This window comes from Methyloceanibacter sp. (genome assembly GCF_050728395.1).
Lineage (GTDB): Bacteria > Pseudomonadota > Alphaproteobacteria > Rhizobiales > Methyloligellaceae > Methyloceanibacter.
The window spans coordinates 51,612-75,179 of sequence record NZ_JBOHJB010000002.1 but is presented as its reverse complement, the minus strand read 5'-3'; the positions used below and the strand labels follow the sequence as shown (position 1 = coordinate 75,179).

Sequence of the window (23,568 nt, the reverse complement as noted above, 5' to 3'; positions counted from 1 at the left end):
TGAGCCCGCAATGGAAGAGCGCCATGAACAAGATCGACTCGATCGGGCGCCACATCTTCTACAAGAAGCGCAACGAGAAGCCTTACATCGTGGAGGAAGCCTCGGCCGCGCCGACGCCTGACACCAGCAAGGTAACCGCCGGAGCCTTCTCGCTGGCCTCTACCAACCCCGCCGTGACACCGATCAGCGCCACTCCAGCGCTAAGTCTAGGTGCGGCGCCGAGTGAGTAAGGGCTCCGACCGAGATCAGATCGACGCCGGTCTCGGCAATCTTCCTAACCGTCTCCAAGTTCACGCCACCTGACGCTTCCGTCGGCACGCGCCCGTTGACGAGAGCCACGGCCTTTTTCAACGTGGCGACATCCATGTTGTCGAGCAGCACCGCGTCGATGGGAAAGTGCAGCGCCTCATCGAGCTGATCGAGCGTGTCGACCTCGACCTCGACCTTCACCAGATGCCCTGTGCGCGCCCGGAGCTTGGCCAGAGCTTGCGCCAGACCTCCGGCCGCGGCGATGTGGTTATCCTTTACCAGCACCGCGTCATAGAGGCCGTAGCGGTGGTTGATGCCGCCGCCGGCGCGTACCGCGTATTTCTCGAAGGCGCGCAAGCCGGGCGTCGTCTTGCGGGTGCAGGCGATCCGCGCCTTGGTGCCTTCGATCGCCGCGACATAGGCTGCGGTGAGCGTGGCGATCCCGCTCAAATGCCCGAGATAATTGAGCGCCACCCGCTCGACAGAGAGCAACGCCCTCGCCTTTCCCTGGACGCGCGCGATGTGCGCTTCCGCTCTGACCTTGGCGCCGTCGGCGACATCGGCAACGAACTGGGCGTCAGGGTCGAGCGCCTTGAAGCTTGCCGCGGCAAGATCGAGCCCGGCGATCACGCCTTCTTTGCGCGCGACGATCTCGGCCTCGGCGGTGGCGTGCGCCGGAATGATGGCATCGGTGGTGATGTCGCCGGCTTGCCCGAGATCCTCTTCGAGCGCTGCGGCCACCGCGCGGTCGACGAGAAAGGGCGGCAATCGGAGCTTGGCGGGCTCAGCGATCATGCACTGAGACTGGCGACCCATCGCGGAGCCCGCTCGCGGTCGCTCGCCGCCTCGCCGGCGACGAGCTCGGCCTCGGCAAGCGTCAACAGGCTGCGATGGGCAAGCTTCGGGTCGGCTTCGGGGTAGTCGCTGCGGTAGTGCGCCCCACGGCTCTCTTTGCGCATCAGCGCGGCGGTGGCGATCAGCTTGGCCGTGGTCAGCATGTTGTCGAGGCGCGGGTCAGATGCCGCGCCTCGCTTCAGGCCGGCGATGGTTCCGAGCGCCGACACCAGCGAGGCGTCGTCGCGAATGACGCCGACCTTCCCGGTCATGGTACGGCGCAGCGTTTGCACCGCCGGAGAATCAGGCTCCGAAGAGGGAGCGGCAATCGGCGCGGCGGAGATGTCGAGCGCAACAGCTTCGCTCGACGGCAGCCGCTCGGCGATATCGCCAGCCACGCGAGCGCCGAACACCACGGCCTCGAGCAGGGAATTCGACGCCAAGCGGTTGGCGCCGTGGGCGCCGGTTGAGGCCACCTCGCCGCAGGCCCAGAGGCCTTCGATCGTGGTGCGGCCGATGGCGTCGGTATACACGCCGCCCATGTGGTAGTGGGCGGCGGGCGCGATCGGAATCGGCTCGCGCCGCGGGTCGAGCCCGGCAGCCTCACAGGCGGCGAACACCGTCGGAAAGCGCGCCGGGAACTCGGGGCCGATCTTGCGGCAATCGAGAAACGCGCCGCGTCCGCTCATCACCTGGCGGTAGACGCCGCGGGCGACGATGTCGCGGGGCCCAAGCTCGGCGTCGGGATGCAGCGCGCACATGAAGCGCTCGCCGCGCCCGTCGATCAGCAGCGCGCCTTCGCCGCGCAGCGACTCGGTGGCAAGCGGCGCCGGGTCGCGGCCGACATTGATCGCCGTCGGATGGAACTGCACGAACTCTGCATCGGCGATGGTGGCGCCGGCACGGGCGGCGATGGCGATGCCCTCGCCGCGAGATTCGCGGGGGTTGGTGGTGATGGCATAAAGCTGGCCGGAGCCGCCGGTGGCGAGCACGACGGCGGCGGCGTCGAGCACCAGGCTCGGGGCAAAGGGATTGGCATCGACGCGGGCGAGCTCGATGCCGGCGACCTGCCCGTCGCGAATGACAAGATCGCGGGCGCCCCAGCCCTCAAGGACGTGGATCGATGGCGTGGCCCGCGCCGCTTCGGTCAGCGCCGCCATGATAGCGCGGCCTGCGGTGTCGCCCTTCACGTGAAGGATGCGGCGGGCGCCGTGGGCCGCCTCGCGGGCAAAATCGAGACGGCCTTCGAGATCCTTGTCGAAAGGCACGCCGTAGCGGAGCAGATCCTCGATGCGGCCCCGCGCCTCGCGCGCAAGCAGCAAGGCGATGTCCTCATCGACAATGCCGGCACCGGCGCGGATGGTATCGGCGGCGTGGGCCTCGGGGCTGTCGCCTTCGGAAAGCGCCGCGGCAATGCCCGCTTGCGCCCAGACGCTCGATCCGCCTTGGCCGAAGGGGGCGACCGAGACCACGGTTACCGGCATGGGCGCGAGCTTGAGCGCCGTGAACAGGCCGGCTAGCCCTGCCCCGACAATGACCACGCCGCCTTGCGATCGAGGCTGGGCTCTATCGAAGGCGGATTTGTCTTCGGTGGTCATGGCACGCGTTACCTCGCCATACCTTGTCAGTGGCTGAGATTGATCATTCGCTCGATGGGCACCCGCGCCCGGGCAGCGACGGCGGGATCGATGGTCACCTCCTCTTTCAGCATGACGAGGGACTCAAGGATCTTCGGCAGTGTGATGCGCTTCATATGCGGGCAGAGGTTGCACGGCCGCACGAAGTTGACCTTCGGCGCCTCGACCGCGACGTTGTCGCTCATCGAGCATTCGGTCACGAGCAGGACCTTGCTCGGCTGATTGTCGTGCACCCATTTGATCATGCCGCTGGTCGAGCCGGTGAAATCGGCCTCGGCGAGCACGTCGGGGGCGCATTCGGGGTGAGCGATGATCTTCACGCCCGGATCGGCCTCGCGATAGGCCCGAAGCTCCTCGCCGGTGAAGCGCTCATGCACCTCGCAATGGCCCTTCCAGGTGATGATCTCGACCGATGTCTGGGTCGCCACCCACTTCGCCAGATACTCGTCGGGGATCATGATGACGCGCGGCACGCCCAAGGACTCGACCACGCGCACGGCGTTGGACGAGGTGCAGCAAATGTCCGACTCCGCCTTCACGTCGGCCGAGGTGTTGACGTAGGTCACCACCGGCACGCCGGGATAGGCCTCGCGCAGCGCCCGCACGTCGGCGCCGGTGATCGAGGCGGCGAGCGAGCATCCGGCTCTGGAATCCGGGATCAGCACCATCTTGTCGGGGTTGAGCAGCTTGGAGGTCTCGGCCATGAAATGCACCCCGCCCTGCACGATGATATCGGCGTCGCTCTTGGCCGCCTCGCGGGCGAGCTGGAGCGAGTCGCCGACCACATCGGCGACGCAATGGAAGATCTCCGGCGTCATGTAATTGTGGGCGAGCACCACGGCGTTGCGCGACCGCTTCAGCTCGTTGATGGCCTTGATGTAAGGGGCGAAGCCCGGCCACTCGATGGGCGGGATTACGCGCGATACCTTCTCGTAAAGATGAGCGGTCTCGCGCGCTACCTCAGGGGTATAGGCAAGATCGGGCAGCGTCGCCGGGATCAGTTCCCGCGCCGGCCTATGCAGCTTGCCGCTCGATACGGCCGAAATCTGCGTCGTCATCGTCCCTACTCCCGTCAACCCTGCCAATATGCTCATACTGAGCATATATGGGATGCTAAAACATCCGGCACAAGGCCGGGCCCCTATTCTCACTTGGAGTATAGGTGATGGTAGCGGGTCGTCAAAGGGGGGTTGGCGAGATCGTGAAGGCTGTGACCAAAATGCCTCTCGGGTGCTCAAGCAAGCTGCCGATCAGTCCCCAATCATGGCCAAGGCTGCCTTGCGCTCACCCGACTTCAGCTTAAGGAAAGCCGCGCGGGCGGCTTTGATATCGCGGGCTGAGCCGCTCTCTGCAGCGGCTTTCAACGCGACGGTGGTCGGATGGTCGGCGCCGCAGATGAAAACCAGGGCCTTCGCCAAGCGCCCCATGGCTTCCTGGTCGATCTTGCTTTCGTCCATTTCAGACAGCCCCGAGGTGACTGTCGCCAATAGCGCAGAAAATCATGGCGAGGGGGCGGCGGCCACCCGCGTCGACCGCAGCAGCGCGTAGATTGCCACTGAGCCAGCCAGCAGCACCCCGGCGATGGCCGGCGCCTGCCAGTCTCCGGTCGCGACCCTAACCACCAACAGGGCCATGCAGACGAGAGCCCCAAGCGCCGGAATGATGGGCGGGATCTCGAAATAGCCGGCCTGCTCGCCCTTCCGCCGCTTCAGCACGAACAGCGCGCTATTCACCACGGCAAAGACCAATAGGAGCAAGAGCACGGTCGCAGCGGCAAGCTCGGCGATGGTGCCGAACAAAGCGAGCGGCACCGCCACCAGAAACAGAGCGGCGATGGCGATATGCGGCGTGCGCCGCTCGGCGTGGATTTCGCCGAGGCGGAGCGGCAGCAGGCCCTGATGCGCCATGCCGTAGATCAGGCGAGATGCGGTGACGTAGTTGACGAGCGCGGTGTTGGCAACGGCGAACAGCGTAATCCCGGTGAACACGATGGGCGAAATGAGGGGTGCCGCCCGGCGCACGACCTCGGTGATCGGCCCAGGCGCCTCGGCGAGCTCAGGCCACGGCACCACCGAGACCGCCGTGACGGCGACAGCGATGTAAAGGACCGCAGCCATACTCATGGCGAGCACGAGGCCAAGCGGAATGGTCCGCCGCGGATCGCGGCACTCTTCGGCCACGTTGAAGGTGTCCTCAAAGCCGATAAAGGCGAAGAAGGTGAGCACGGCGCCCTGCACCAGAATCAGCCCTTCGCCCTGCTCGGCTGCCGCAGGCGGCATCTCGAGATAATCGACGCTTCCCCAATAAGAGAGCCCGACGGCGACGACGAGAATGAGCCCAGATGCCTCGACCAGGGTACACAGCACATTCACCCACATCGATTCGCGAATGCCACGGAACACGATGCCGGCGAGCACGAGCAGGAAGCCGAGCGCCAGCCACCAAAGCGGGACGCTTTCCAGATTCAGAAGCACCGCGAGGTTGGCGGCGAACACGCGGGATTGCGCGGCGACCGAGGTCAGGCCCGAGCAGACCAGCGCAAGCCCGACCACGAAACTGAGGAGCGGCAGCCCGAACGCGCGCTCGGTGACGTAGGCCGCGCCGGCGGCGCGTGGATAGCGCGACCCGAGCGAGGCATAGGAGAGTGCGGTGAGCAGCGCTGCGACGAGCGCCACCACGAAGGCGAGCCACACGGCATTGCCCACCAGGCCTGCGGCCTTGCCGATCAGTCCATAGATGCCGGCCCCGAGCATGCTGCCGAGCCCGTAAAGGGCGAGCTGCACCGGGCCGATGGAACGGTGCAACTCCGGCCGCTCCCGCTCTTTGGGTGGGCTTTGATCTGACAGCTTCATTCTCCTCTCCCGTCATGCCCGGACTTGATCCGGGCATCCATGCCGTTACGGATCAACAAGCTGAAGCGCCAGTGGAATGGATTGCCGGGTCAAGCCCGGCAATGACGGCTTTGTTGTTGGGTCTAGCTCTTCAGCCGGTAGCCGGTCTTGAAGATCCACCACACCACGGCGAGGCAGATAAGAAGAAACAGGATGGTCATGCCGAGGCTCACCCCTACGCTGACATCGGCCGTGCCGAAGAAGCTCCAGCGGAAGCCGCTCACGAGATAGACCACTGGATTGAACAGGGTCACCTTCTGCCAGAAGGGCGGCAGCACGCTGATCGAATAGAAGGTGCCGCCGAGGAAGGTCAGCGGGGTGATGATGAGCAGCGGCACGATCTGCAAGCGCTCGAAGCCGTCAGCCCAGATGCCGAGCACGAAGCCGAACAGGCTGAAGGTCACGGCGGTGAGCACCAGGAACAAAAGCATAAAGAGCGGATGCTCGATGCGGATCGGCACGAAGAAGAAGGCGGTGGCTAGGATGATCAGGCCGATCAGGATCGATTTGGTGGCGGCGGCGCCGACATAGCCGATGACGATTTCGAGATAGGAGATCGGCGCCGACAGGATCTCGTAGATGGTCCCGGCAAAACGCGGGAAATAGATGCCGAAGGACGCATTCATCACGCTTTGGGTGAGCAGCATCAGCATGATCAGCCCGGGCACGATGAAGGCGCCGTAGCTCACGCCTTCGATATGGGCGATGCGGGCGCCGATGGCCGCGCCGAACACCACGAAATAGAGCGAGGTCGAAACCACCGGCGAGACCACGCTCTGCCACAGCGTGCGCCGCCAGCGCGCCATCTCGAATTTGTAAATCGCGCGGATCGCCGGAAGGTTCATCTTCGCTGCCTCACCAGATCGACGAAGATGTCCTCGAGGGAGCTTTGCGTCGTTTGCAGATCCTTGAACCTGACCCCGGCCTGGGTCAGGTCCTGCAACAGTCCGGTGATGCCGGTGCGCTCGGCTTGGCTATCGTAGGTGTAGACGAGCTCATGGCCATCGGACTCGATGGCGAGATTGTGGCGGGCAAGCTCAGGCGGAAGGGCCTCGAGCCGCTGATGCAGCTGCAAGGTCAACTGCTTCTTGCCGAGCTTGTGCATGAGCTCCGATTTGTTCTCGATGAGAATGATCTCGCCCTTGGAGATCACGCCGATGCGGTCGGCCATGTCCTCGGCTTCCTCGATGTAATGGGTGGTGAGGATGATGGTGACGCCCGCGTTGCGCAGGTCCCGCACCACCTGCCACATGTCCTGGCGAAGCTCGACGTCGACGCCGGCGGTCGGCTCGTCGAGGAATAAAACTTCCGGCTCGTGCGACAGCGCCTTGGCGATCAGCACGCGGCGCTTCATGCCTCCGGACAGCGTCATGATCTTGCTGTTGCGCCGGTCCAACAGCGACAATTGCTTGAGAATCTTTTCGATGTGGGCCGGATCTTCACGCTTGCCGAACAGGCCGCGGCTGAAGGAGACCGTGGCCCACACCGTCTCGAAGGCGTCGGTGGTCAGCTCCTGAGGGACGAGCCCGATCATCGATCGGGTGGCGCGGTAGTCGGTAATGATGTCGTGGCCGCCGACCAGGACATTTCCCGAGGACGGGGTGACGATGCCGCAGATGATGTTGATCAGCGTCGTCTTGCCGGCGCCGTTCGGCCCGAGCAGCGCGAAGATCTCGCCCTTCCTGATCTCCAGATTGACGCTTTTCAGCGCCTCGTAACCGGAGGCATAGGTCTTGCAGAGGCTCTCGACGGAGATGATGGGCTGCATGGAATGACGCTGTTGCAAGGGTGAACTCGGCAGAAAGTCGTAAGGGTTAGACTGGAATCCACGCGGCGATGCGTCGCGCGATCCCGTCGGCGCCGGGCTCGACGAGCAGCATGTGCCCGTGCCCGGCCTCCTCCCAGAATTGCGCATCGCGATATGGCAAGGCTGTGGCGCGCGCGGTGACAAGCGACACAAGATTGTCATCGGTGCCGGAAAGGCAGAGCACCGGGCAGCGCACCGCAGCGGTATCGACCGCGGCGGCACGCTTTTCGTCAAGCATCCAGAAGAACATCTCGAAATAGGCGAGCCCCGATTCAGGCCCAAATTTGTCGAACACGGCGCGCTGCCGGTCCTTCGGCACGCGGTTCAGCGAATAGAAGCAGGCAAGGTCGAAGTCGGGGTCGATCACCGCCTTCCAGAATGAGGCGATGCCCATCAGGCTTTGCGAGAGGTCCTTCTCGCTGTCGCTTGACGGCAGGATGCCGGCGCGGGGCGCCGGGCTCACCAGAATGAGCGCGCGCGCGCGCCCCGATGCGGCAAGCTGCTGGGCAAACAACGCACCCATGGAGTGACCGAGTAACACCGGCTGCGGAGGAAGCTTGCCCAGCACCGACGCAAACTCGGCGCGATAGTCGGCAAGGCCCACACCGACGAGCTTCTGGTCGGCGCCTTCCTTGTCTCTCCCGTGCCCGATCAGATCTGGCGTATGGACCGTCCAACCCTCGCCCTCGAACACTTCGCGAAATGTGTCGAAGCACCAGCCGCCGGCCGACGCGCCGTGCAACATCACGATGTCCTTGCTCATGCCCTCCTGCCCGATGCGAGGTTGCGCTTTGGTCGCATCGCCGGCCCGCGAAGCGCCGGCGACACTCGATAGCATGGCAAGGGCCGCGGCTCCTTGCAGAAACGCGCGGCGGATCATGCGACGTTCCGCTCTTTGGTTGCCTGCATCAGCGCCGCGAGCCCGGCCCGCGTGCTGGTGCTCGGAATCCAATCGACCTCGGCAAGTGCCGAGCTGTCGGCGATGAGGGAGCCGGCGAACATCCGATAGGTCTCGGCATGGCCAAGGGCCTGCAGCGCCGCTTTCAACACCGGGCTCGGCACCGGGAACAGGCCTCCGCGGCGCCCAAGGCCATGGCGCATGGCCATGATCATCTGGCCAACGGTCAGCGGTTCTGGATCGGCCACGATGAACGGGCGCTTCAGCTCATTCGGCGTGTCGAGCACCTTGGCCACGGCTTCCACCAGATTGTCGAGAGCGAGCAGCGAGCGTTTGGCCTTGAGGCTCGCAAGCGGCAGCGGATAGGGCGAGCGGGCAAGCTCGGCAAGGCGCGCCATATTGCCCCGAACGCCGGGGCCATAGACGAGCACGAGGCGGAGGGCCACCCAGTCGAGATTGGTCAGGGCCAGCCCCTCTTCGGCAGCGAGCTTGGACCGGCCATAGGCGTCGGTCGGCCGCGGCTCCAATGTCTCGGTCAGGACGCCCTCCGCCGTCGATCCTGATTGGGCGCGGATCGAGGACAGGAACACGAAGCGGCGCACCCCGACCCGTTCTGCGGCGCGGGCAAGCTTCATCGTGGCCTCGGTATTGAGCAGGCGATAGTCATCCTCCGGAACGCCCGACATGGTTTGGGCCACGCCGGCGGTGTGAATCACGGCGTCGACCTCGGCAAGCGCCTCAGACATATTGTGCGGGCGGGCAAGGTCGCCGATCAGCGCGCTTGCGCATTCGATCGGCGCGGAGCTTGGCCGGCGCAGAAGCACGCGGAGCCGGTAGCCGCGCTTCGGCAGCTCGCGCAACAGATGCTGGCCGATGAAGCCGGTGGCTCCGGTCAGCGCAATGAGGGGCTTATGTGACGAAGCGCGACTCGTGGACGCCGTTCCTTCTTCCCCGGCACGCATGGCGTTGCGGCCAGCGCACCTATGGGTTCCGAGGCAGCCAATCTTACGACTGGCGGGTCATTTGGGCGAATTTTCGAGCGTGAGCCGCAGGATCTCGCCGTTGCCCTCGTCGGTCAAGGCGTAGACCGCCCCATCGGGGCCTTGCACCACGTCGCGGATGCGGGTGCCCATGGGAATCCGCTCCTCGGCAACGACCTTCTCGCCGTCAAGGGTGAGGCGCACGATCGCTTGCCCCGACAGGGCGCCGATGAGGAGGTTTCCCTTCCAGCCTGGGATGGCGTCTCTGGTGTAGAAGGTTATGCCCGAGGGCGAGATCACCGGGTTCCAGTGATCGATGGCGTCGGCAAATTCGGGGTGGGTCGGCGGCTTGGGAATGTCCTGGCCGGTATAGTGGTTTCCCCAGCTCACTACCGGCCAGCCGTAATTTTTACCGGCTTGCGGGATGTTGAGCTCGTCCCCGCCCCGAGGACCCAATTCGGTCTCCCACAGTCTGCCGGTCTCAGGGTTGATGGCGGCGCCTTGCGGGTTGCGATGGCCGTACGACCAGATCTCCGGACGCGCGTCCTTGCGGCCGACGAAAGGATTGTCCTTGGGCACCGAACCGTCGGGGTTGATGCGCACGATCTTGCCGAGATCGTTGCTGAGGTCCTGTGCCGGGGCGAACGTGAAGCGCTCGCCAAGGGTGACGAACAGCGTGCCGTCGGGCGCGAAGACGAGACGCGAGCCGAAATGGTTGCCGCCCCCCACCTTTGGCTCCTGGCGGAAGATCACTTCGACGTCGTCGAGGCCGCTCTCGCCGAGTTTCCCGCGCGCCACCGCGGTGGAGGCTCCGCCCTCGCCGGGTTCCGAATAGGACAGATAAACGAGGCCGTTCGACTTGAAGCCGGGGTCGATGGCCACGTCGAGCAATCCCCCCTGCCCTGCGGCAATGACTTGGGGCACGCCGGAGAGCGGCTCGGAGAGCTTGCCGTCCTTCGACACGAGGCGCAGCGTCCCTGAGCGCTCCGTCACCAGCATCCGCCCGTCGGGGAGGAAGGCCAATCCCCAGGGATGTTCCAATCCCGTGGCGACGGTCTCGACCTTGATCGTCCCGGCTTTAGTGTCACGCGGGCCGTCCACGCTCATGCCGTAACGGGAGACAAGCGTCACGGCGGCGATCACCGCCAAAGGCAAGAGCAGCCATTTGCCGCTGAAATGCCGTGCAATGTCCCTGAAGGGCATTCTTCGCCTTTGGGTTCCCGATCCAGATTGCAACGCAGTCTAGCGCCAATTGGTTCAGAGGCCCACGCGACGCATCGGTTTGAAGCGCAAGTTCAGCGAGCCCCCGCCACCGCTCCACCCAAGCTCACCCCGCCATCAGGGCGTTGGCGCGGTCTCCATAGATCAGCATGGCGTAGGTTGCAACCGGCGCCGGGCGGCCGATCAGATAGCCTTGCAGCTCCTCGCATCCTTCGAGCATCAGGAACGAGCGCTCGCCTTCAGTCTCCACGCCTTCGGCGATCACCGGAATCTTCAGCGCCCGCCCCAGCCCGATCACGGCACGCACGATTTCCGCCGACTTGGCGTTGGATTCGACGCCCGACACGAAAGTCTTGTCGATCTTGAGCTTATCGAAGGGGAACGACTGCAGCCCCGACAACGAGGCATAGCCGGTGCCGAAATCGTCCATGGCAATCTTTACGCCGAGAAGCTTTAGCCGGCGGAGCGTAGCAAGCGCGCGGGCCTGATCGTTGATCAGCACGCCCTCGGTGATCTCAAGCTCGAGACGGCCGGGCGCCAGGCCGGTGTCGGCGAGGACCGATTGCACGAGCTCGGCCAAATCAGCATGACGGAACTGGACCGGGGACAGATTGACGCCGATTTGCAGCGACCTCGGCCACGAGACGGCTTCGGCGCAAGCCTGGCGCAGCGTCCATTCGCCGATCTCGGCGATCATGCCGTTCTGTTCGGCGAGCGGGATGAACGTGCTCGGCGCCACGAGGCCGCGCGTCGGATGATACCAACGCAGCAAAGCCTCGAAGCCGAACACCTCTCCGTCGACCTTGGCTTGCGGCTGATAATGCAGCGCAAGTTCGCCGTGCGCGATCACCGAGCGCATGTCGTGTTGGAGCTCGTAGCGTTCCCGCAAGCGCCGGTCCATCTCGGGCTCGAAGAATCGGACCAGGTGCCGGCCGTCGGCCTTGGCGCGGAAGAGCGCGGCGTCGGCATTGGCGATGAGTCCATCGATATCGGACGCGTCCTCGGGGTAGATCGTGCCGCCAACGCTGAGCCCGATGGGGATCAGCTGGCCGCGCACCTCGAAGGGCTTTGCCACGGCCTCGAGCATGCGCTTGGCCAAGGCCTGGGCGGCCTTCGGCTGATCGCCGGTCGCCAGGATGAGGGTGAATTCATCGCCGCCCATCCGGGCAATGAAGGCGTCATCGGCGGCGTGTTGCAGGCGACGCGCAATGGCGCAAAGCAGCTCGTCGCCAATGACATGACCGAACAAGTCGTTGGCCTCCTTGAAATGATCGAGATCGACGGTCAAGACGGCGAAGCTCGTGCGGTTCTCTCTGGCCTGCACGAAGGTCTGGGCGAACTGCTCGGCAAGGGCGGTGCGGTTGGACAGATTGGTGAGCGAGTCGTGATGAGCGAGATGGGCGATGTAGCGGTGCCTGGAGAGGAGCTCGGCGCGGGCCGCGCGCAACTTTTCGCGCGCTTCGCCGAGGCCGAGCGCGGCTTCCCGCACCTCTTTCTGCAGGACGTTGAAGCTCTCGGCCATCTCGCCGAGCTCATCGCGGGAGTTCGGCTTGACCGGTACGATATTGACCGACGCGTGGGCAGCCTCGAGATCGCCGCGGCCCAAGGCTCCCATGGCCTGGGAAAACTCGCGCAAGGTGCCGGAGGTCAGCCGCTTCGCGGCCTTGCTCACCTCGATCGCCGAATAGGTGATCATGCCGGGCAAGACCAGGCCCACGCTGATAGTGAGCAAGGCCACGACCACGAAAATATCGGCGAGCACCGACACGAGTTCGTGGTGCCCGTCCGCAACGGTGTTGACCGCGAGCAGATAGGCAACGCCGTCCAGCACGAGAACGGCCACCATGGCGCCGGTGAGCTTGACATGGAGCGTCTGGGCCACGGCGGGAAGGCCGGCGCTCCGCCGATCCTCCATGACGCGCCAGGCGTAGAGTGCCGCCCCCGAATAAGCCAAGGCGAGGCCGAACACGACCGTCGGGAGACCGAATTGCTGGAAGCCGAGAATGGCAGCGAGCAGCCAGATGCAGGCGGCGACCACACCAAGCATGATGGTGCCGCGCGGCGCGCGATAGGGACGCTCGGCGTCGGGCAGGTCGCGGCGGAGCAGCCACGCCGCGATGTTCGGCATGCAAATGCCGATGAGGTAGGTGAAGTTGGCGGCGGCGATCATCCATACCGGATCGCCCGCCAACAGAAAGATGATGGCCGAACCGGCGGTCAGCGAGGTCGCCGTCCATGGGCAGTCGGTCGCCTTTATGCGCCACGACAGGAAGCGGGGAAGGAGCCCGTCGTCGCTGAGCTGAGACAGCGTGCGTGCAGCGCCGGCAAGCGGCTGCAGCGTGCCGTGGAACATGTTGAACATGATGAACCAGATGGCAGCGGCCTTGCCGAAACTGCCGAAGAGCGGCGCGAAGGTGGGCCCAAGCACCATGGCAAGGTCGTGCCCAAGCGGCTCCGGACCAAGCACGCCGAGCCAAACCACGGGGAGGACGATGAAATACACCCCTGCCATGACGCCAGCGGCGAGCATGGCGCGAGGCACGTTGCGGTTTGGATCAACGGTCTCGCCGACGTGGCAGGCGGCCGCCTCGAAGGCCGGAGCGGCAAATCCGATCAGGTAAAGACCGGCCATGATCGAGGTGAGCTCGCCGAACCAGCCTTCGAAGGGCGTCGTCAAATGAAAGTTGAAGGCTTGCGTCCAATTCACGTCGCCTGCGAGCATCGGGGCCAGCGCCGAAACGAAGGCGAGTGACGCCGAGGCGGTGGCGACGGGGATGGCGAGGCGGGCGACCCATTTGATGCCGCAAAAATTCACGAAGCTGAAAAAAGCGACGATGGTGATGGCGACGGCTTCCACCGGAAGCCAGGGGAAGAACCATTGCTGGAAGGCTGAGGCGGAGAGCAGAGCTGTCAACCCGCAGGTCGGCACCCAGCCCCACCAATAGCAGGTGCCGGTCAGCGCCGAGAGAACGGGGTTGTAGGGCCGGAAGGCTTCGGCGCAAGCCGCGGAAATTCCCCCGACGCGGTTCGGCCACATCAGGACGAGCTCGGTCCAGGCAGGTGCCGCTGCCCAGCCGAGCAGGACCCCAGTAATGAGCAACGGAACGGCGGCGCTACCTTGCCCGAGGATCACTCCCTGACCGACGAACAGCGCCGTGATCAGGAAGATCATCTGGTTGCTGCCGCCCATGGCGAGCGCCGCAGTGCCGACCCAGCCAAGCACCCTTGGATGGGGCGGCGTCACTGGATCTGGCTGGAGAGTAGTGGACTCCATCGGCGACCCTTCCCGCTCGCGTGTAGGAGCCACGAGCGGGGAACACCAGACGAACACACAGCAATGGTTACCGAGCCCTCCGCCTCATGCCCGGCGGCGGAAGCCTCGATCGGCTTTTCCCACGCAAATCAATGGCTAAGACGGACTTCGAGAGGTCTCCATCCGATTTCCCGGTTCACCCAGTTTTCCGTTTGCCCCCCGACGGCGCAAGGCGGCGCTGCAAGGGATAGTCGTGGCTCTCATACAGGCGGCGGATGCCGCTCCCATCGAATCTTTCCTCCTCAACCTCAAGATAGGCGCCCAAGAGGGACTCAGGAGGAAGCTCTTCGATGGCAAAGCGAATAGCCTCTGAGGCGCGGGTGAAGCGCTTGTAGCCAACGCCGCGGGATTTGGCTTTCCAGTTTCTGGCGGGGAACAGCTCGGCCTCTGCGGTGTAGTCGAAATTGCTCATGATTGAAACCTTACGGACGCTGGTTTGCCGAATTGCGATGACTGCAAAAGTCGGAGGAAGCCTACATCCAATGCCCCAAACTAACGGGCAACATCATCTGAATGTTCACTGCCCAAACTACACGCGAAATATGGTTCTGAATTGGCGAAAATACAAGGGATTTGGCCAAAAAAGGACGTGGCACCGCCAATTTTCATTGGCAATTGCTTCTCCTGATTCCTGGAGTTCTTCGTCGAGATCTAAAGACTTACGCGCGGCCAGCCTTGACGCGCAAGCCCGGCGCCGGTCGCTCAAGCACCACCTCGCGGCGGAAGCGATAGAGCTTTGCGGGGCGGCCTCCGGTCTCGGTCGAGACGTTGCCGGTGGTCTCGACCAGCCCGCCCTGCTCGACCAGGCGGCGGAAGTTCTGCTTGTGCAGCAGCGTGCCCGAGATCGCCTCCACCGTCTTTTGCAGCTCGAGCAGGGTGAATTCCGGCGGCAACAGCTCGAACACCACCGGCCGGTATTTGAGCTTGCCGCGCAGGCGTCCCATGGCGGTGGCGAGGATGCGGCGATGGTCGAGGGCCATCGGCCGGCCAAGCTCGGGAAGATCGTCCCATTGACGCGCCGCAGATCGGCCGTCGCGCGCGGCCTCGCTGACGAGCCCAGCCTCATACAGCAACTCGTAGCGCTCAAGCACCTTCTCCTCGTCGAAACCGCCGCCGATGCCGAAGCCCACTTTCAGCCGTTCGGAACGGCGCAGCGGTCTTGCCGGCTCATCCGGCAATGGTGCCCGCTCAGCCCATTCCTTCAGCCGCGGCTCGATCTCGCGGGTGAAAATCTCAGGTTTGCCCTGGCGCCAATCCTCCCAGGGGAAATAGGCGTACCAGGGCGACCAATGCGAGCCCTGCAGCTCTTCGCCGGCGCCGCGGGTGAGCGCGAGATAGCCGACCGAGAGGATATGCGATGCGGTGTCGCCGGGCTCGGCGTGGCGGCCACGATCGCCGAAGGTGTAGAGCTGCTCGACATAGCCGAGGTCGAGCCCGGTCTGCTGCTTCACCCAGGCGCGCAAGCCGATTTCGAGGGTGCGGTGGGCGCGCGGGGCGAAGGGGCCGAAGGGAAGCGCGTCCCATTCGCTCGACGCCACTTCGCCGGGGCGCACCACGAGAATTTGCGGCTGCTGCTCGCGCACGCTGACGATCGCGGCGTTGAGCCCAAGCTCGATCTGGGTGCCGCCGACTGTCTCTACGGCGCGAAGGGCCTGAGCCATGGCTCAGGCCGCGTTCCGGGCAGAGAGTCCGAACACCTGCCCTTCCTCGGCAAGCGTGCCGCGGCCGATCTTCTCCACGGCGGCGATCATGCGACCCTGACGGGACAGAACCCCATCGCCAAGCGCAACCAGCCTGCGGTTGGGATAGGCGGTGGGCGACGCCTCGCGCAACGCTCTCGCCAAGCCGATCTCGTCGGCTTCCGGATTGAGCGCGCAGAGCGAGATGAAGGCGGCCGCGGTGGAGCGGCTGATGCCGGCCCAGCAATGGATGAGAAGCGGCGCGCGACGGTCCCAATCGAGCGCGAACCGGACGAGATCGGCAACATGCTCCTCGCAAGGCAGAACGAGCCCCGTGGTCGGCTCGCAGATGTCGTTCATGTCGAGCCTGAGATGCCGGTCGGGCGTGATCGAACGCGGCGTCGGCACCAAGGTCTCGCCATTGATCAGCGTGACAAGATGACTCACTTGAGCATCTTCGATGGTGGTCCCGACCAGACTCAAGGGCGAGACATAGATGGTTTCGGGCGACATGATTCGCGGCACGCTAGGCGCGTCTCTTGGCGAAATCAGGGAGGATGTTTGACCATCCCCGGTAAGGATGCTCGGCATCGTCATCATTGAGCAAGCTCGTTGAAACGCTTGAGAAACTTCGCTTCGCTGTCGGCCGCAGGCAGCGGCGTTAACCGCGTTAGCCTGGCCACCAGGCCGGGCTTCAGCCCGCGCGGCTGACCGAAATATCTCCGCCCCTCCTCGACCGAAAATCCGGCAAGTGCAGTCGCTTCATAATACGCCGCGATTTTGTCAGCACGTTTAATCAGTTTGGCGATTTCGGCGGGAAGCTCGACCGGAAGCCCGAAGCGGATATGGATGGCGGCAAGCAGTCTCGCCTCGAAAGCCTTGTAGTCGAGAGCGAGCGCCGCCTTGAACGGGCTGATCAAATCGCCGATCACGTATTCAGGGGCATCGTGGATCAAAGCTGCGAGCCGGTAGCGGCGGCTCAAGTCTGGCGACACGGCCCCTGCAATGGTCTCGACGAGAAGGCAGTGCTCGGCCACCGAGAAGGCATGGTCGCCGGTGGTCTGGCCGTTCCAGCGGGCGACCCTCGCGAGCCCATGAGCAATATCCTCGACCTCGATATCGAGCGGCGACGGGTTCAAGAGATCGAGCCGGCGTCCGCTCAGCATGCGCTGCCAGGCGCGCGCGCCGGTTGCGTGGGGAAGGCTCTTCATGCCCTCATGAATAGCTCTGGAGCCGACCGAGGAAAACATGGACGAAACCGATGTGTAGTGGCATTCATTAGCCGCTTTTTCCCGCGTAAGGACCAATCAGCATTCCCATCTAGGAGATCCGCATGGCAAAGCTGCCCAGATTCTCGCTTGCGCACAATGAGACGACCAAGAAGTGGGAACTCAAGAAGGAAGGTTCCAGTGAGGTCATGAAGCGCTTCGCCACCAAGGCCGCGGCGCTCAAGGGCGGAGTCCTAGAGAAAGCGGTTGGCGGCAGGGGCTCGGTGAGGATCCGCAAACGGGACGGAAAAATCCAAGAAGAGCGCACTTATCCGCGCAGCGCCGATCCGCGCGGCTCTAAAGGCTGAACCGCGCTCCGAGCTTGGCGCATTCGGTGTGGCGGAAGCAGCCGGTCAAATGGTCGTTGACCATGCCAACGCCTTGCATGAAGGCGTGCAGCGTGGTCGGCCCGGTGAAGCGGAAGCCGCGGCTCTTTAGAGCTTTGGCAAGAGCCTTGCTCTCGGGAGTCTCGGCCGGAAGGTCGGCCATTCTCGTGTAGGCGTTCTGCTTCGGGGTGCCGTCGACGAAGCTCCACAAGAACTGGCTGAAGCCGGGCCCAGCTTCCAGCTCGAGGAACGACTTCGCGTTTGAAATCGCGGCTTCGATCTTGCCGCGATGCCGCACGATGCCTTCGTCAACGAGCAGGCTCGCGACCTTCCTTGGTCCGTAGCGCGCCATCTTCTCCGCATCGAAATTGTCGAAGGCGGCGCGGAAGGCCTCGCGCTTGCGCAAGATCGTGATCCAGGAAAGTCCGGCCTGGAATCCTTCCAGCACGAGCTTCTCGAAGAGCGCGCGGGCGTCGGATTTCGGCACGCCCCACTCCTCGTCGTGATAGGCGATGTAGAGCGTGTCGCTCCCCGGCCAGGGACAGCGTTTCGCTTCGGCCTTGCTCATGAGGCTGCCGGCGCCGGGGTCTTGAAGCGAGCCCAGGCGGGAATGCGCAAAGCGACGGTCATTTCGTCCGCACGCAAAACCTGACCGGCGGCTTCGGCCGCTTCGGCGCGGTCGAGGCGGAGAAGCGCAAGGCCTGCGCTTCCGCTCACAGAGCCGAGCGTGCCGATGGAAGTCCCGCCTGCGGTGATGTCGGTGCCTTCGGGCGGCAAAGGCCCCTCCCCTTCCACGCCGACGATGCGTTTCCGCGCCGTGCCGCGATGCTCCATGCGCGACACCACTTCCTGGCCGACAAAGCAGCCTTTGTTGAAGTCGACGCCCCCGAGCTGATCGAACATCGCCTCGTGGGGAAATGCATCGCCGAAGGCGTAATCGCGCCCGCCCTCGGGCACGCCGAGTGCGATGCGGTGCGCGTGATACAGGTCCTCGCTGGCAAGCGTGCAGCCGAGATCGCCAAGGCTCGTGCCGGCGGGAAGCAGGATGCGATGCCCGAGCTCCGGCAGGCGCGGATCGGCATAGGCGACGGCGCCGTCCGGAAACCGAGGTGGCGCGCCCCAGGCCGCGGCCACGGCGAAGGAGCGATCCTCGGCGATCTCGACCTGGGTGCGGAGCCTGTAGAAGCCGAGCCGCTGCACGAGCTCGCCGACTTTAGCCTTGGCGACGTCGAGCAGGAAGCCCTCCCCCGCCGGCACGACGAAAAAATCGAAAAGAATTTTCCCCTGCGGCGTGAGCAGGCCGGCATGGATGGCGCCGCCAGGCTTGGCCTTGTCGATGTCGTTGGTGATCAGTCCTTGCAAAAAGCCGCTGGCCGCTGGCCCCGAGACCCGCGCGACCGCACGGTCGGAAAGAAGCGCCGCGTTGCATTGGCTCATGTTCATGCTCTAGAGACTTATTCAGGCGGAGTTAAGCCCGCAAGCTTAAGCGAAAGCCCCATCTTGCCCGAAACCTTCGATCTCCTCATCAAGGGCGCGACCCTGGTCAATCATGCCGGCGAAGGCCTTGCCGATATCGGCGTGAAGGACGGCCGTATCGTGGCGATCGGCAGCTTCGCCGGCCACTGCGCCGGCAGGACCATCGACGCGGTTGGCTTGCATATTCTGCCCGGCGTGATCGACACCCAGGTGCATTTCCGCGAGCCAGGGCTCGAGCATAAGGAAGATCTCCAATCGGGCAGCCGGTCGGCGGTGCTCGGTGGTGTGACCGCCGTGTTCGAGATGCCGAACACAAAGCCTGCCACGACCAGCGCAGAGGCGCTCGCCGACAAGGTCGGGCGCGGTCGCGGGCGCATGTATTGCGACTTCGCCTTCTTCGTTGGCGCGACGCGGGAGAATGTCGAGGAGCTACCACGCCTGGAGAAGCTTCCAGGCGCCGCCGGCATCAAGGTGTTCATGGGCTCTTCCACCGGAGACCTGCTGGTCGACGACGAGGAGACCTTGTCGCGCATCCTTGCTCTTATCGCGCGACGCGCGGCCTTTCACGCCGAGGACGAAGCGCGGTTGCGCGAGCGGGCTTCGCTTCGCCGCGACGGCGACCCTTTGAGCCACAGCCAATGGCGCGACCCCGAAGCCGCGCTTGCCGCGACCGCCAAGCTGTTGCGGCTCGCCACCGCAGCCGGCAAGCGCGTGCATGTGCTGCACGTCTCGACCGCGGCGGAGATGCAGCTCCTGGCGCTGCATAAGGATGTGGCAAGCGTCGAGGTGACGCCACAGCATCTGACCCTGGCCGCGCCAGAAATCTATCGGCGGCTCGGCACCAAGGCTCAGATGAACCCGCCACTTCGCGATCCAGCGCATCAGAATGTCCTGTGGTGGGGGTTGACCCAGGGCGTCGTCGACGTGCTCGGCTCAGACCACGCGCCGCATACGCTCGAAGAGAAGGCACAGAGCTATCCGCTCTCGCCCTCAGGCATGCCGGGCGTGCAGACGCTCGTGCCGGTGATGCTCGATCACGTCAGCAAGGGACGGCTGAGCCTCGCGCGCTTCGTCGATCTCACCAGCGCCGGGCCGCAACGACTGTTCGGCATCTCCGGCAAAGGCCGCATTGCCGTCGGCTACGACGCGGACCTCACCATCGTCGATCTCAAGGCGGAGCGCGCGATCGACGACGACTGGATCGGCAGCAAATGCGGCTGGACTCCCTTCGCCGGCGAGAGGGTGAAGGGCTGGCCGGTCGGCACCGTGGTGCGCGGGGACCTCGCCATGTGGGAAGGCGAGCTTGGGGCAGCTTGCGGCGAGCCGGTCCGTTTCGGCGAAGCGTTGCCGCGCGATCCGCTCGCTTGAGCGCTATTTCAGGAAATAGTGCCAGACGCCGTCGGCGCCGATGCCGGCGCGATAATAGCTGTACTTGCCGCTTTTCTTCATTTCGAGAGCGAGCGGCGGCGGCACCACGCGGTAGAAATCGACCTCTTGCGCGGGCGTGAGCTTGGCCAAGTCCATCTCGGCGAAATAGGGCCAGATATACATCACGTCCTTGCCGTCGCCTTTGCGCATGAAGCCTGAGCTGAACACGTTCATCATGGCGGCGAGAATGTCGCGGCCCTGGCCGTCGGCGGAAGCCTTCTTCCAAAATGCGATCGGGTCGCTCACCGCGGTCGCGCTCAGCATCGGCGGCAGCTCGTTCTCCTCGAGCACCGGCAGCATCTCGTCGATATTGCCGCTCTGCGCCGCAACCACGATGCTCTGCAGCGTGTCCCTGATCTCATCAGGCAGCCGGTTGAAGTCGTAGATCACCTCCGGAGTTCCTGGCGGAGGCGCCTCAGCCCCGGGCGGCGCAGACGGCGCCGCGCTCTCGCCTCCGGATTTCGGCGCTTCGCTTTCCGGCTTTGGCGCCGGGGCTGCTTCAGGCTTCGCAGCCTCGCTCGCGGCCATCGCCTGCGGCTTATTGGCCTCGGTCGCCGGCGAGATTTCCTGGCCGCTTTGTGTCGCGGCGCGAGAGACGACCTCTCCCCGGTAGGCATAGACAATGAGAAGCGTGCCAGCTACCAATGCTGCGAAGGCCGCCATGACGATTTTTGTGCGACTCATCCCACCTCCCTTGGGCGCTTCGCCACTTTCGCACAGTGACGGGCGCCTAGCTTGCGCGCGGAGCGCCAAGCTCTCGCGACGATCCTTCCCCATCGGCCAGCAGCGATAGGCACTTGCCGTCCGGCGCGCATATCGTTCTGTCCGGCATCCAACTGGTGCTAGCCGGAATTGGCGTTGGGCTGCTGGTAGCGGCGCCCATCGGACCGGTCAATGTCCTTTGCATCCAGCGGGCCGTAACCAATGGATTCTGGGGCGGTCTCGCCGCCGGTATCGGCGCCATGCTTGGCGACGGGCTGCTCGCGGCCATCGCCGCGTTCAGCGTGACGGCGATCTCCGACGTGTTGATCGCCTATTCAGGGCCGATCCAGCTCGTTGGCGGCGTGCTGCTGATCGTCTTCGGCATCGGGCTCCTGTTCGCGCCTCCCATGCTGTTGATCGCGCCAGGGCAAAAGTCCCACCTTTGGGATCATTGGGGCATCATTCCCCAGACCTTCTTTCTCACCATCTCAAATCCAGGCGCCATTCTCGGCATGCTGGCTTTGATCGGCGGCCTCGGTTCGCTGATCGGCGGTCTCGACACCTATCTCGAGGCGCTGCTGCTCGTGGTGTCCGTCATGGGGGGTAGCCTGTTGTGGTGGCTCGGGCTGTCGGAGCTGATTGCCACCATCAGGCACCGGCTGACCGAGAGCAGGCTCAGGCTCATCAACCGCATCGCCGGGACGCTCTTGATCGCCTTCGGCGTCGTGCTCCTAGTCAACGAGCTTGTTCTCGGCTGGGGCTAAAGCCGGCTATTGCGGGGTCCGATTCAGCGTGAACTCGCCGTGCTGGATGCGGCGGGAGAGCCCACCGGTCATCTTGGCCACGGCGTCCTCGCCGTAAGCCGCGACGAGATCGGCGAGTGCCGCGAACAGCGCGGCGTTGGCGAGCATCTCCGGCTCGATGCCGTCATGCAACGCCTCTTCCCACGCATCGAGGATGTATCTCAAAGCCTCTTGGCTCCGAGCCTTGTCCTTTGCGGTCTCTCTTGCACGCTCTGCCGGCTGCAACGGCGTATCCCCTGTTCTTCGCGATCCCTTGTGCTTAAGCCAAAAACTGGCACGGACGCGCGCTAAACGGGGGAAAAAGGCGAACTAACGGTTAATCGGAACGGGTTCGAGGCCCCTTTCGGGGCCATCGCCGAGGGGGCCTACCTGGCCCTGCCGAAGAACGGAATGCCTTGCTGGGTTTCCTCGGGCTTCGCCTGATTGGCAGCCTTGCGCTTTTTCCGCTTGGGCTTCTCCGCGCCGTCGACCTGACCGGGCTCGGGAGCGGCTGTCTGGCCCTGGCTGGCTTCGGTCTGGGGCGTCGCTCCGGTGGCTGCGGGCTTGGTGGCCTCCGCAGGTTTTGTCTCTGGGGTTGACGTGGCGCCATCCGTCGCTGCAGGTGCATTGGCGGCGGGAGCCGGAGAGGCGTCAGTTGCGGTGGTTGCCGACCCCGGTATCGCGTCGTTCGAACCGCGGCTTGCGTAATGCGATGGCTTGGCAAGCGCCGCAGCGATTTGCGCGCCTTCGACCGAGAAGCGGGTGACGGCGAGCGTGGCCGAGGAGGTGCAGGCGCGGTAGGTGCGGCGATAGCCCCGGTAGCCGTCATTGAAGCTGTTCACGAGCTTGGCGCGGCGAACGGCGGTCGAGCCTTCGTTCCTGACGATGTCCTTCATCTGATCGCGCCAGAGTTGGCCTTCCTGGGCACCGCATAGCTCGCGCAGATAGTGGACGGCGCCAAGGATCTCGGCGAGCCGCAGCAGCTTCGCGTCATAGGGCCGGTCGTCCGGCGGGGGCGGCGCCGAGCTTTCCCGCGGAATGATGGGCGGCAGATCATCTGCCGGGGCCTTCGGCTTGGCCGGGCGGGCCTTCTGACGCTTCGGCTGGTCTTGCTGGAAGAATGGTGACCAAAAGAACTGTGCCTCGGCCACTGGCGCCCAGCCGAGCATCGCGACGGCGAGCACGCAGGCCCCGAATCCAAGCGCGGGCGTCCTTCGTTTCATGCAATCTGAGTAACGCGGTTTGGCGGCGAAAGCTAGGCGCGGATGCCTTTGGATTTAGCCCGCGGCAACGCGAATGAGCCCGCTTTTGCAGGCCCTCCGGGGAGGCCGCCAGGCGCCTCGCGGCTTGCTCGCGTTTGGTGCCAGCCCCATCTATCGGCCGATGTGCTCCCGCTACAGCCTCACCTCGCCACCGGAAGCGGTGCGCGCCACCTTCGCCTATCGCGACACGCCAAATTTTCCGGTCCGTTACAATATCGCGCCGACGCAAGACATCGGCGTGGTGTGCGTCGACGCCGACGGTCAGCGGCGCTTCCGCATGATGCGCTGGGGCCTGCTGCCGTCCTTCGTCAGGGATCCCAAGGCCGGTCCTCCCATGATCAACGCGCGGGCCGAAGGCATATCGACCAAATCAGCCTTCCGCCGCGCCTTCGCCGAGCGGCGTTGCCTCGTGCCGGCGGACGGTTTCTACGAATGGACCGGACCGAAGGGCGCGCGTCGCCCGTTTCTGCTCCGCCCGCGCCAAGGCGGCCTGATTGCCTTTGCCGCCATCTGGGAGCGCTGGCGGGATCGCGCCGGCGGCGAGATCGACTCGGTCGCCATCATCACATGCGACGCCAATGCCGCCGTGGCGCCTTTGCACGATCGCATGCCGGTGGTGCTGGGACGTGAGCATTTCGAGGCCTGGCTCGACTGCAAGGCGATGGAGCTCAAGGCCGCCCAAGACATGCTGCGGCCGGCGCCCGGCGATCTCTTGGAGGCGATCGAGATGCATCCGCAGATCAACGATTCGCGCCGCGACGAGCCCGGCATCCAGCAGCCGCAGCAGACGCAGCTTCTGTTGTGAGCGGTACTTG

The 23,568-nt window shown here is 64.7% G+C and carries 25 protein-coding genes; 5 read left to right on the top strand and 20 right to left on the bottom strand.

Annotated features, from left to right (window positions below):
* The coding region (locus ACREC7_RS01160) for a hypothetical protein (protein ID WP_431553850.1) at window positions 1–230 on the top strand (230 nt) is incomplete at its 5' end.
* Here the strand turns inward: ACREC7_RS01160 and nadC are convergent.
* The 15 genes from nadC to ACREC7_RS01085 all read right to left on the bottom strand — a co-directional run bounded on the left by nadC (window position 184) and on the right by ACREC7_RS01085 (window position 16,720).
* A complete protein-coding gene (gene nadC / locus ACREC7_RS01155) occupies window positions 184–1,044 on the bottom strand; it encodes a carboxylating nicotinate-nucleotide diphosphorylase (RefSeq protein ID WP_431553849.1) in 861 nt (286 codons plus the stop codon). The genes ACREC7_RS01160 and nadC overlap by 47 nt on opposite strands.
* Entirely contained in the window at window positions 1,041–2,681 is a 1,641-nt protein-coding gene (locus ACREC7_RS01150) for an L-aspartate oxidase (RefSeq protein WP_431553848.1), read from the bottom strand. The genes nadC and ACREC7_RS01150 overlap by 4 nt, the downstream gene beginning before the upstream one ends.
* A 26-nt stretch (window positions 2,682–2,707) precedes the next feature.
* A complete protein-coding gene (nadA, locus tag ACREC7_RS01145; protein WP_431553847.1) occupies window positions 2,708–3,778 on the bottom strand; it encodes a quinolinate synthase NadA in 1,071 nt (356 codons plus the stop codon).
* 192 nt (window positions 3,779–3,970) lie between these two features.
* Window positions 3,971–4,177: a hypothetical protein gene (locus tag ACREC7_RS01140; RefSeq protein WP_431553846.1), complete on the bottom strand. Its 207-nt coding sequence runs from the start codon at window positions 4,175–4,177 to the stop codon at window positions 3,971–3,973.
* Window positions 4,178–4,219: 42 nt separating this feature from the next.
* Complete coding sequence (locus tag ACREC7_RS01135) at window positions 4,220–5,572, bottom strand: APC family permease (protein WP_431553845.1); 1,353 nt, start codon at window positions 5,570–5,572, stop codon at window positions 4,220–4,222.
* Window positions 5,573–5,694: 122 nt separating this feature from the next.
* A complete protein-coding gene (locus tag ACREC7_RS01130) occupies window positions 5,695–6,456 on the bottom strand; it encodes an ABC transporter permease (protein ID WP_431553844.1) in 762 nt (253 codons plus the stop codon).
* The gene (locus ACREC7_RS01125) at window positions 6,453–7,379 is read right to left on the bottom strand and encodes an ABC transporter ATP-binding protein (RefSeq protein WP_431553843.1); all 927 of its coding nucleotides are present in this window, start codon (window positions 7,377–7,379) and stop codon (window positions 6,453–6,455) included. The genes ACREC7_RS01130 and ACREC7_RS01125 overlap by 4 nt, the downstream gene beginning before the upstream one ends.
* Window positions 7,380–7,425: 46 nt before the next feature.
* Entirely contained in the window at window positions 7,426–8,298 is an 873-nt protein-coding gene (locus tag ACREC7_RS01120) for an alpha/beta hydrolase (protein ID WP_431553842.1), read from the bottom strand.
* Window positions 8,295–9,278, bottom strand: a complete 984-nt coding sequence (locus ACREC7_RS01115; protein WP_431553841.1) for an NAD-dependent epimerase/dehydratase family protein — start codon at window positions 9,276–9,278, stop codon at window positions 8,295–8,297. The genes ACREC7_RS01120 and ACREC7_RS01115 overlap by 4 nt, the downstream gene beginning before the upstream one ends.
* Before the next feature lie 57 nt (window positions 9,279–9,335).
* Window positions 9,336–10,403 carry a PQQ-dependent sugar dehydrogenase gene (locus tag ACREC7_RS01110; RefSeq protein WP_431553852.1) on the bottom strand — a complete coding sequence of 356 codons (1,068 nt, stop codon included), beginning with the start codon at window positions 10,401–10,403 and terminating at the stop codon, window positions 9,336–9,338.
* 220 nt (window positions 10,404–10,623) lie between these two features.
* Window positions 10,624–13,791, bottom strand: coding sequence for an amino acid permease (locus ACREC7_RS01105; protein WP_431553840.1), 3,168 nt, complete (start codon window positions 13,789–13,791; stop codon window positions 10,624–10,626).
* A 175-nt stretch (window positions 13,792–13,966) separates the two neighbouring features.
* On the bottom strand, window positions 13,967–14,242 hold the full coding sequence (locus tag ACREC7_RS01100; RefSeq protein WP_431553839.1) for a hypothetical protein: 276 nt from the start codon (window positions 14,240–14,242) through the stop codon (window positions 13,967–13,969).
* Window positions 14,243–14,489: 247 nt separating this feature from the next.
* On the bottom strand, window positions 14,490–15,491 hold the full coding sequence (locus tag ACREC7_RS01095) for an NUDIX hydrolase (protein WP_431553838.1): 1,002 nt from the start codon (window positions 15,489–15,491) through the stop codon (window positions 14,490–14,492).
* 3 nt (window positions 15,492–15,494) lie between these two features.
* Window positions 15,495–16,022, bottom strand: coding sequence for a tyrosine phosphatase family protein (locus tag ACREC7_RS01090; protein ID WP_431553837.1), 528 nt, complete (start codon window positions 16,020–16,022; stop codon window positions 15,495–15,497).
* 83 nt (window positions 16,023–16,105) lie between these two features.
* A complete protein-coding gene (locus tag ACREC7_RS01085) occupies window positions 16,106–16,720 on the bottom strand; it encodes a YfbR-like 5'-deoxynucleotidase (protein ID WP_431553836.1) in 615 nt (204 codons plus the stop codon).
* Window positions 16,721–16,842: 122 nt separating this feature from the next.
* Here ACREC7_RS01085 and ACREC7_RS01080 point away from each other — a divergent pair, with 122 nt between their 5' ends.
* The gene (locus tag ACREC7_RS01080; protein WP_431553835.1) at window positions 16,843–17,085 is read left to right on the top strand and encodes a DUF2188 domain-containing protein; all 243 of its coding nucleotides are present in this window, start codon (window positions 16,843–16,845) and stop codon (window positions 17,083–17,085) included.
* Here the strand turns inward: ACREC7_RS01080 and ACREC7_RS01075 are convergent.
* Both ACREC7_RS01075 and ACREC7_RS01070 read right to left on the bottom strand, forming a co-directional pair.
* Window positions 17,075–17,671 carry a DNA-3-methyladenine glycosylase I gene (locus ACREC7_RS01075; protein ID WP_431553834.1) on the bottom strand — a complete coding sequence of 199 codons (597 nt, stop codon included), beginning with the start codon at window positions 17,669–17,671 and terminating at the stop codon, window positions 17,075–17,077. The genes ACREC7_RS01080 and ACREC7_RS01075 overlap by 11 nt on opposite strands.
* Window positions 17,668–18,540, bottom strand: coding sequence for a YgfZ/GcvT domain-containing protein (locus tag ACREC7_RS01070; protein WP_431553833.1), 873 nt, complete (start codon window positions 18,538–18,540; stop codon window positions 17,668–17,670). The genes ACREC7_RS01075 and ACREC7_RS01070 overlap by 4 nt, the downstream gene beginning before the upstream one ends.
* A gap of 63 nt (window positions 18,541–18,603) precedes the next feature.
* Between ACREC7_RS01070 and ACREC7_RS01065 the strand changes: the two genes are divergently transcribed.
* Window positions 18,604–19,947: a dihydroorotase gene (locus ACREC7_RS01065; protein ID WP_431553832.1), complete on the top strand. Its 1,344-nt coding sequence runs from the start codon at window positions 18,604–18,606 to the stop codon at window positions 19,945–19,947.
* Between the two features lie 3 nt (window positions 19,948–19,950).
* On the opposite strand, the gene ACREC7_RS01060 is transcribed toward ACREC7_RS01065, so the two are convergent.
* Window positions 19,951–20,691, bottom strand: coding sequence for a hypothetical protein (locus ACREC7_RS01060; protein WP_431553831.1), 741 nt, complete (start codon window positions 20,689–20,691; stop codon window positions 19,951–19,953).
* Between the two features lie 113 nt (window positions 20,692–20,804).
* Between ACREC7_RS01060 and ACREC7_RS01055 the strand changes: the two genes are divergently transcribed.
* Window positions 20,805–21,473, top strand: a complete 669-nt coding sequence (locus ACREC7_RS01055) for a LysE family translocator (protein ID WP_431553830.1) — start codon at window positions 20,805–20,807, stop codon at window positions 21,471–21,473.
* Between the two features lie 6 nt (window positions 21,474–21,479).
* Here the strand turns inward: ACREC7_RS01055 and ACREC7_RS01050 are convergent, their stop codons facing one another.
* Both ACREC7_RS01050 and ACREC7_RS01045 read right to left on the bottom strand, forming a co-directional pair.
* Window positions 21,480–21,737 (bottom strand): hypothetical protein, encoded by a 258-nt coding sequence (locus tag ACREC7_RS01050; protein ID WP_431553829.1) that lies wholly within the window; start codon window positions 21,735–21,737, stop codon window positions 21,480–21,482.
* 140 nt (window positions 21,738–21,877) lie between these two features.
* A complete protein-coding gene (locus ACREC7_RS01045; protein WP_431553828.1) occupies window positions 21,878–22,714 on the bottom strand; it encodes a TIGR02301 family protein in 837 nt (278 codons plus the stop codon).
* A gap of 124 nt (window positions 22,715–22,838) precedes the next feature.
* On the opposite strand from ACREC7_RS01045, the gene ACREC7_RS01040 reads away from it, so the two are divergent.
* Window positions 22,839–23,558, top strand: coding sequence for an SOS response-associated peptidase (locus ACREC7_RS01040; protein WP_431553827.1), 720 nt, complete (start codon window positions 22,839–22,841; stop codon window positions 23,556–23,558).
* Window positions 23,559–23,568: the final 10 nt, after the last annotated feature.

Coding starts and splice junctions, on each gene's coding strand:
- ACREC7_RS01140 (WP_431553846.1), bottom strand. CDS start 4,177: ATGGACGAAAGCAAGATCGACCAGGAAGCCATGGGGCGCTTGGCGAAG.
- ACREC7_RS01135 (WP_431553845.1), bottom strand. CDS start 5,572: ATGAAGCTGTCAGATCAAAGCCCACCCAAAGAGCGGGAGCGGCCGGAG.
- ACREC7_RS01075 (WP_431553834.1), bottom strand. CDS start 17,671: ATGAGCAAGGCCGAAGCGAAACGCTGTCCCTGGCCGGGGAGCGACACG.
- ACREC7_RS01125 (WP_431553843.1), bottom strand. CDS start 7,379: ATGCAGCCCATCATCTCCGTCGAGAGCCTCTGCAAGACCTATGCCTCC.
- ACREC7_RS01095 (WP_431553838.1), bottom strand. CDS start 15,491: ATGGCTCAGGCCCTTCGCGCCGTAGAGACAGTCGGCGGCACCCAGATC.
- ACREC7_RS01060 (WP_431553831.1), bottom strand. CDS start 20,691: ATGAGTCGCACAAAAATCGTCATGGCGGCCTTCGCAGCATTGGTAGCT.
- ACREC7_RS01045 (WP_431553828.1), bottom strand. CDS start 22,714: ATGAAACGAAGGACGCCCGCGCTTGGATTCGGGGCCTGCGTGCTCGCC.
- ACREC7_RS01105 (WP_431553840.1), bottom strand. CDS start 13,791: ATGGAGTCCACTACTCTCCAGCCAGATCCAGTGACGCCGCCCCATCCA.
- ACREC7_RS01090 (WP_431553837.1), bottom strand. CDS start 16,022: ATGTCGCCCGAAACCATCTATGTCTCGCCCTTGAGTCTGGTCGGGACC.
- ACREC7_RS01130 (WP_431553844.1), bottom strand. CDS start 6,456: ATGAACCTTCCGGCGATCCGCGCGATTTACAAATTCGAGATGGCGCGC.
- ACREC7_RS01150 (WP_431553848.1), bottom strand. CDS start 2,681: ATGACCACCGAAGACAAATCCGCCTTCGATAGAGCCCAGCCTCGATCG.
- ACREC7_RS01080 (WP_431553835.1), top strand. CDS start 16,843: ATGGCAAAGCTGCCCAGATTCTCGCTTGCGCACAATGAGACGACCAAG.
- ACREC7_RS01100 (WP_431553839.1), bottom strand. CDS start 14,242: ATGAGCAATTTCGACTACACCGCAGAGGCCGAGCTGTTCCCCGCCAGA.
- ACREC7_RS01070 (WP_431553833.1), bottom strand. CDS start 18,540: ATGAGCCAATGCAACGCGGCGCTTCTTTCCGACCGTGCGGTCGCGCGG.
- nadA (WP_431553847.1), bottom strand. CDS start 3,778: ATGACGACGCAGATTTCGGCCGTATCGAGCGGCAAGCTGCATAGGCCG.
- ACREC7_RS01110 (WP_431553852.1), bottom strand. CDS start 10,403: ATGAGCGTGGACGGCCCGCGTGACACTAAAGCCGGGACGATCAAGGTC.
- ACREC7_RS01115 (WP_431553841.1), bottom strand. CDS start 9,278: ATGCGTGCCGGGGAAGAAGGAACGGCGTCCACGAGTCGCGCTTCGTCA.
- ACREC7_RS01120 (WP_431553842.1), bottom strand. CDS start 8,298: ATGATCCGCCGCGCGTTTCTGCAAGGAGCCGCGGCCCTTGCCATGCTA.
- nadC (WP_431553849.1), bottom strand. CDS start 1,044: ATGATCGCTGAGCCCGCCAAGCTCCGATTGCCGCCCTTTCTCGTCGAC.
- ACREC7_RS01085 (WP_431553836.1), bottom strand. CDS start 16,720: ATGAAGAGCCTTCCCCACGCAACCGGCGCGCGCGCCTGGCAGCGCATG.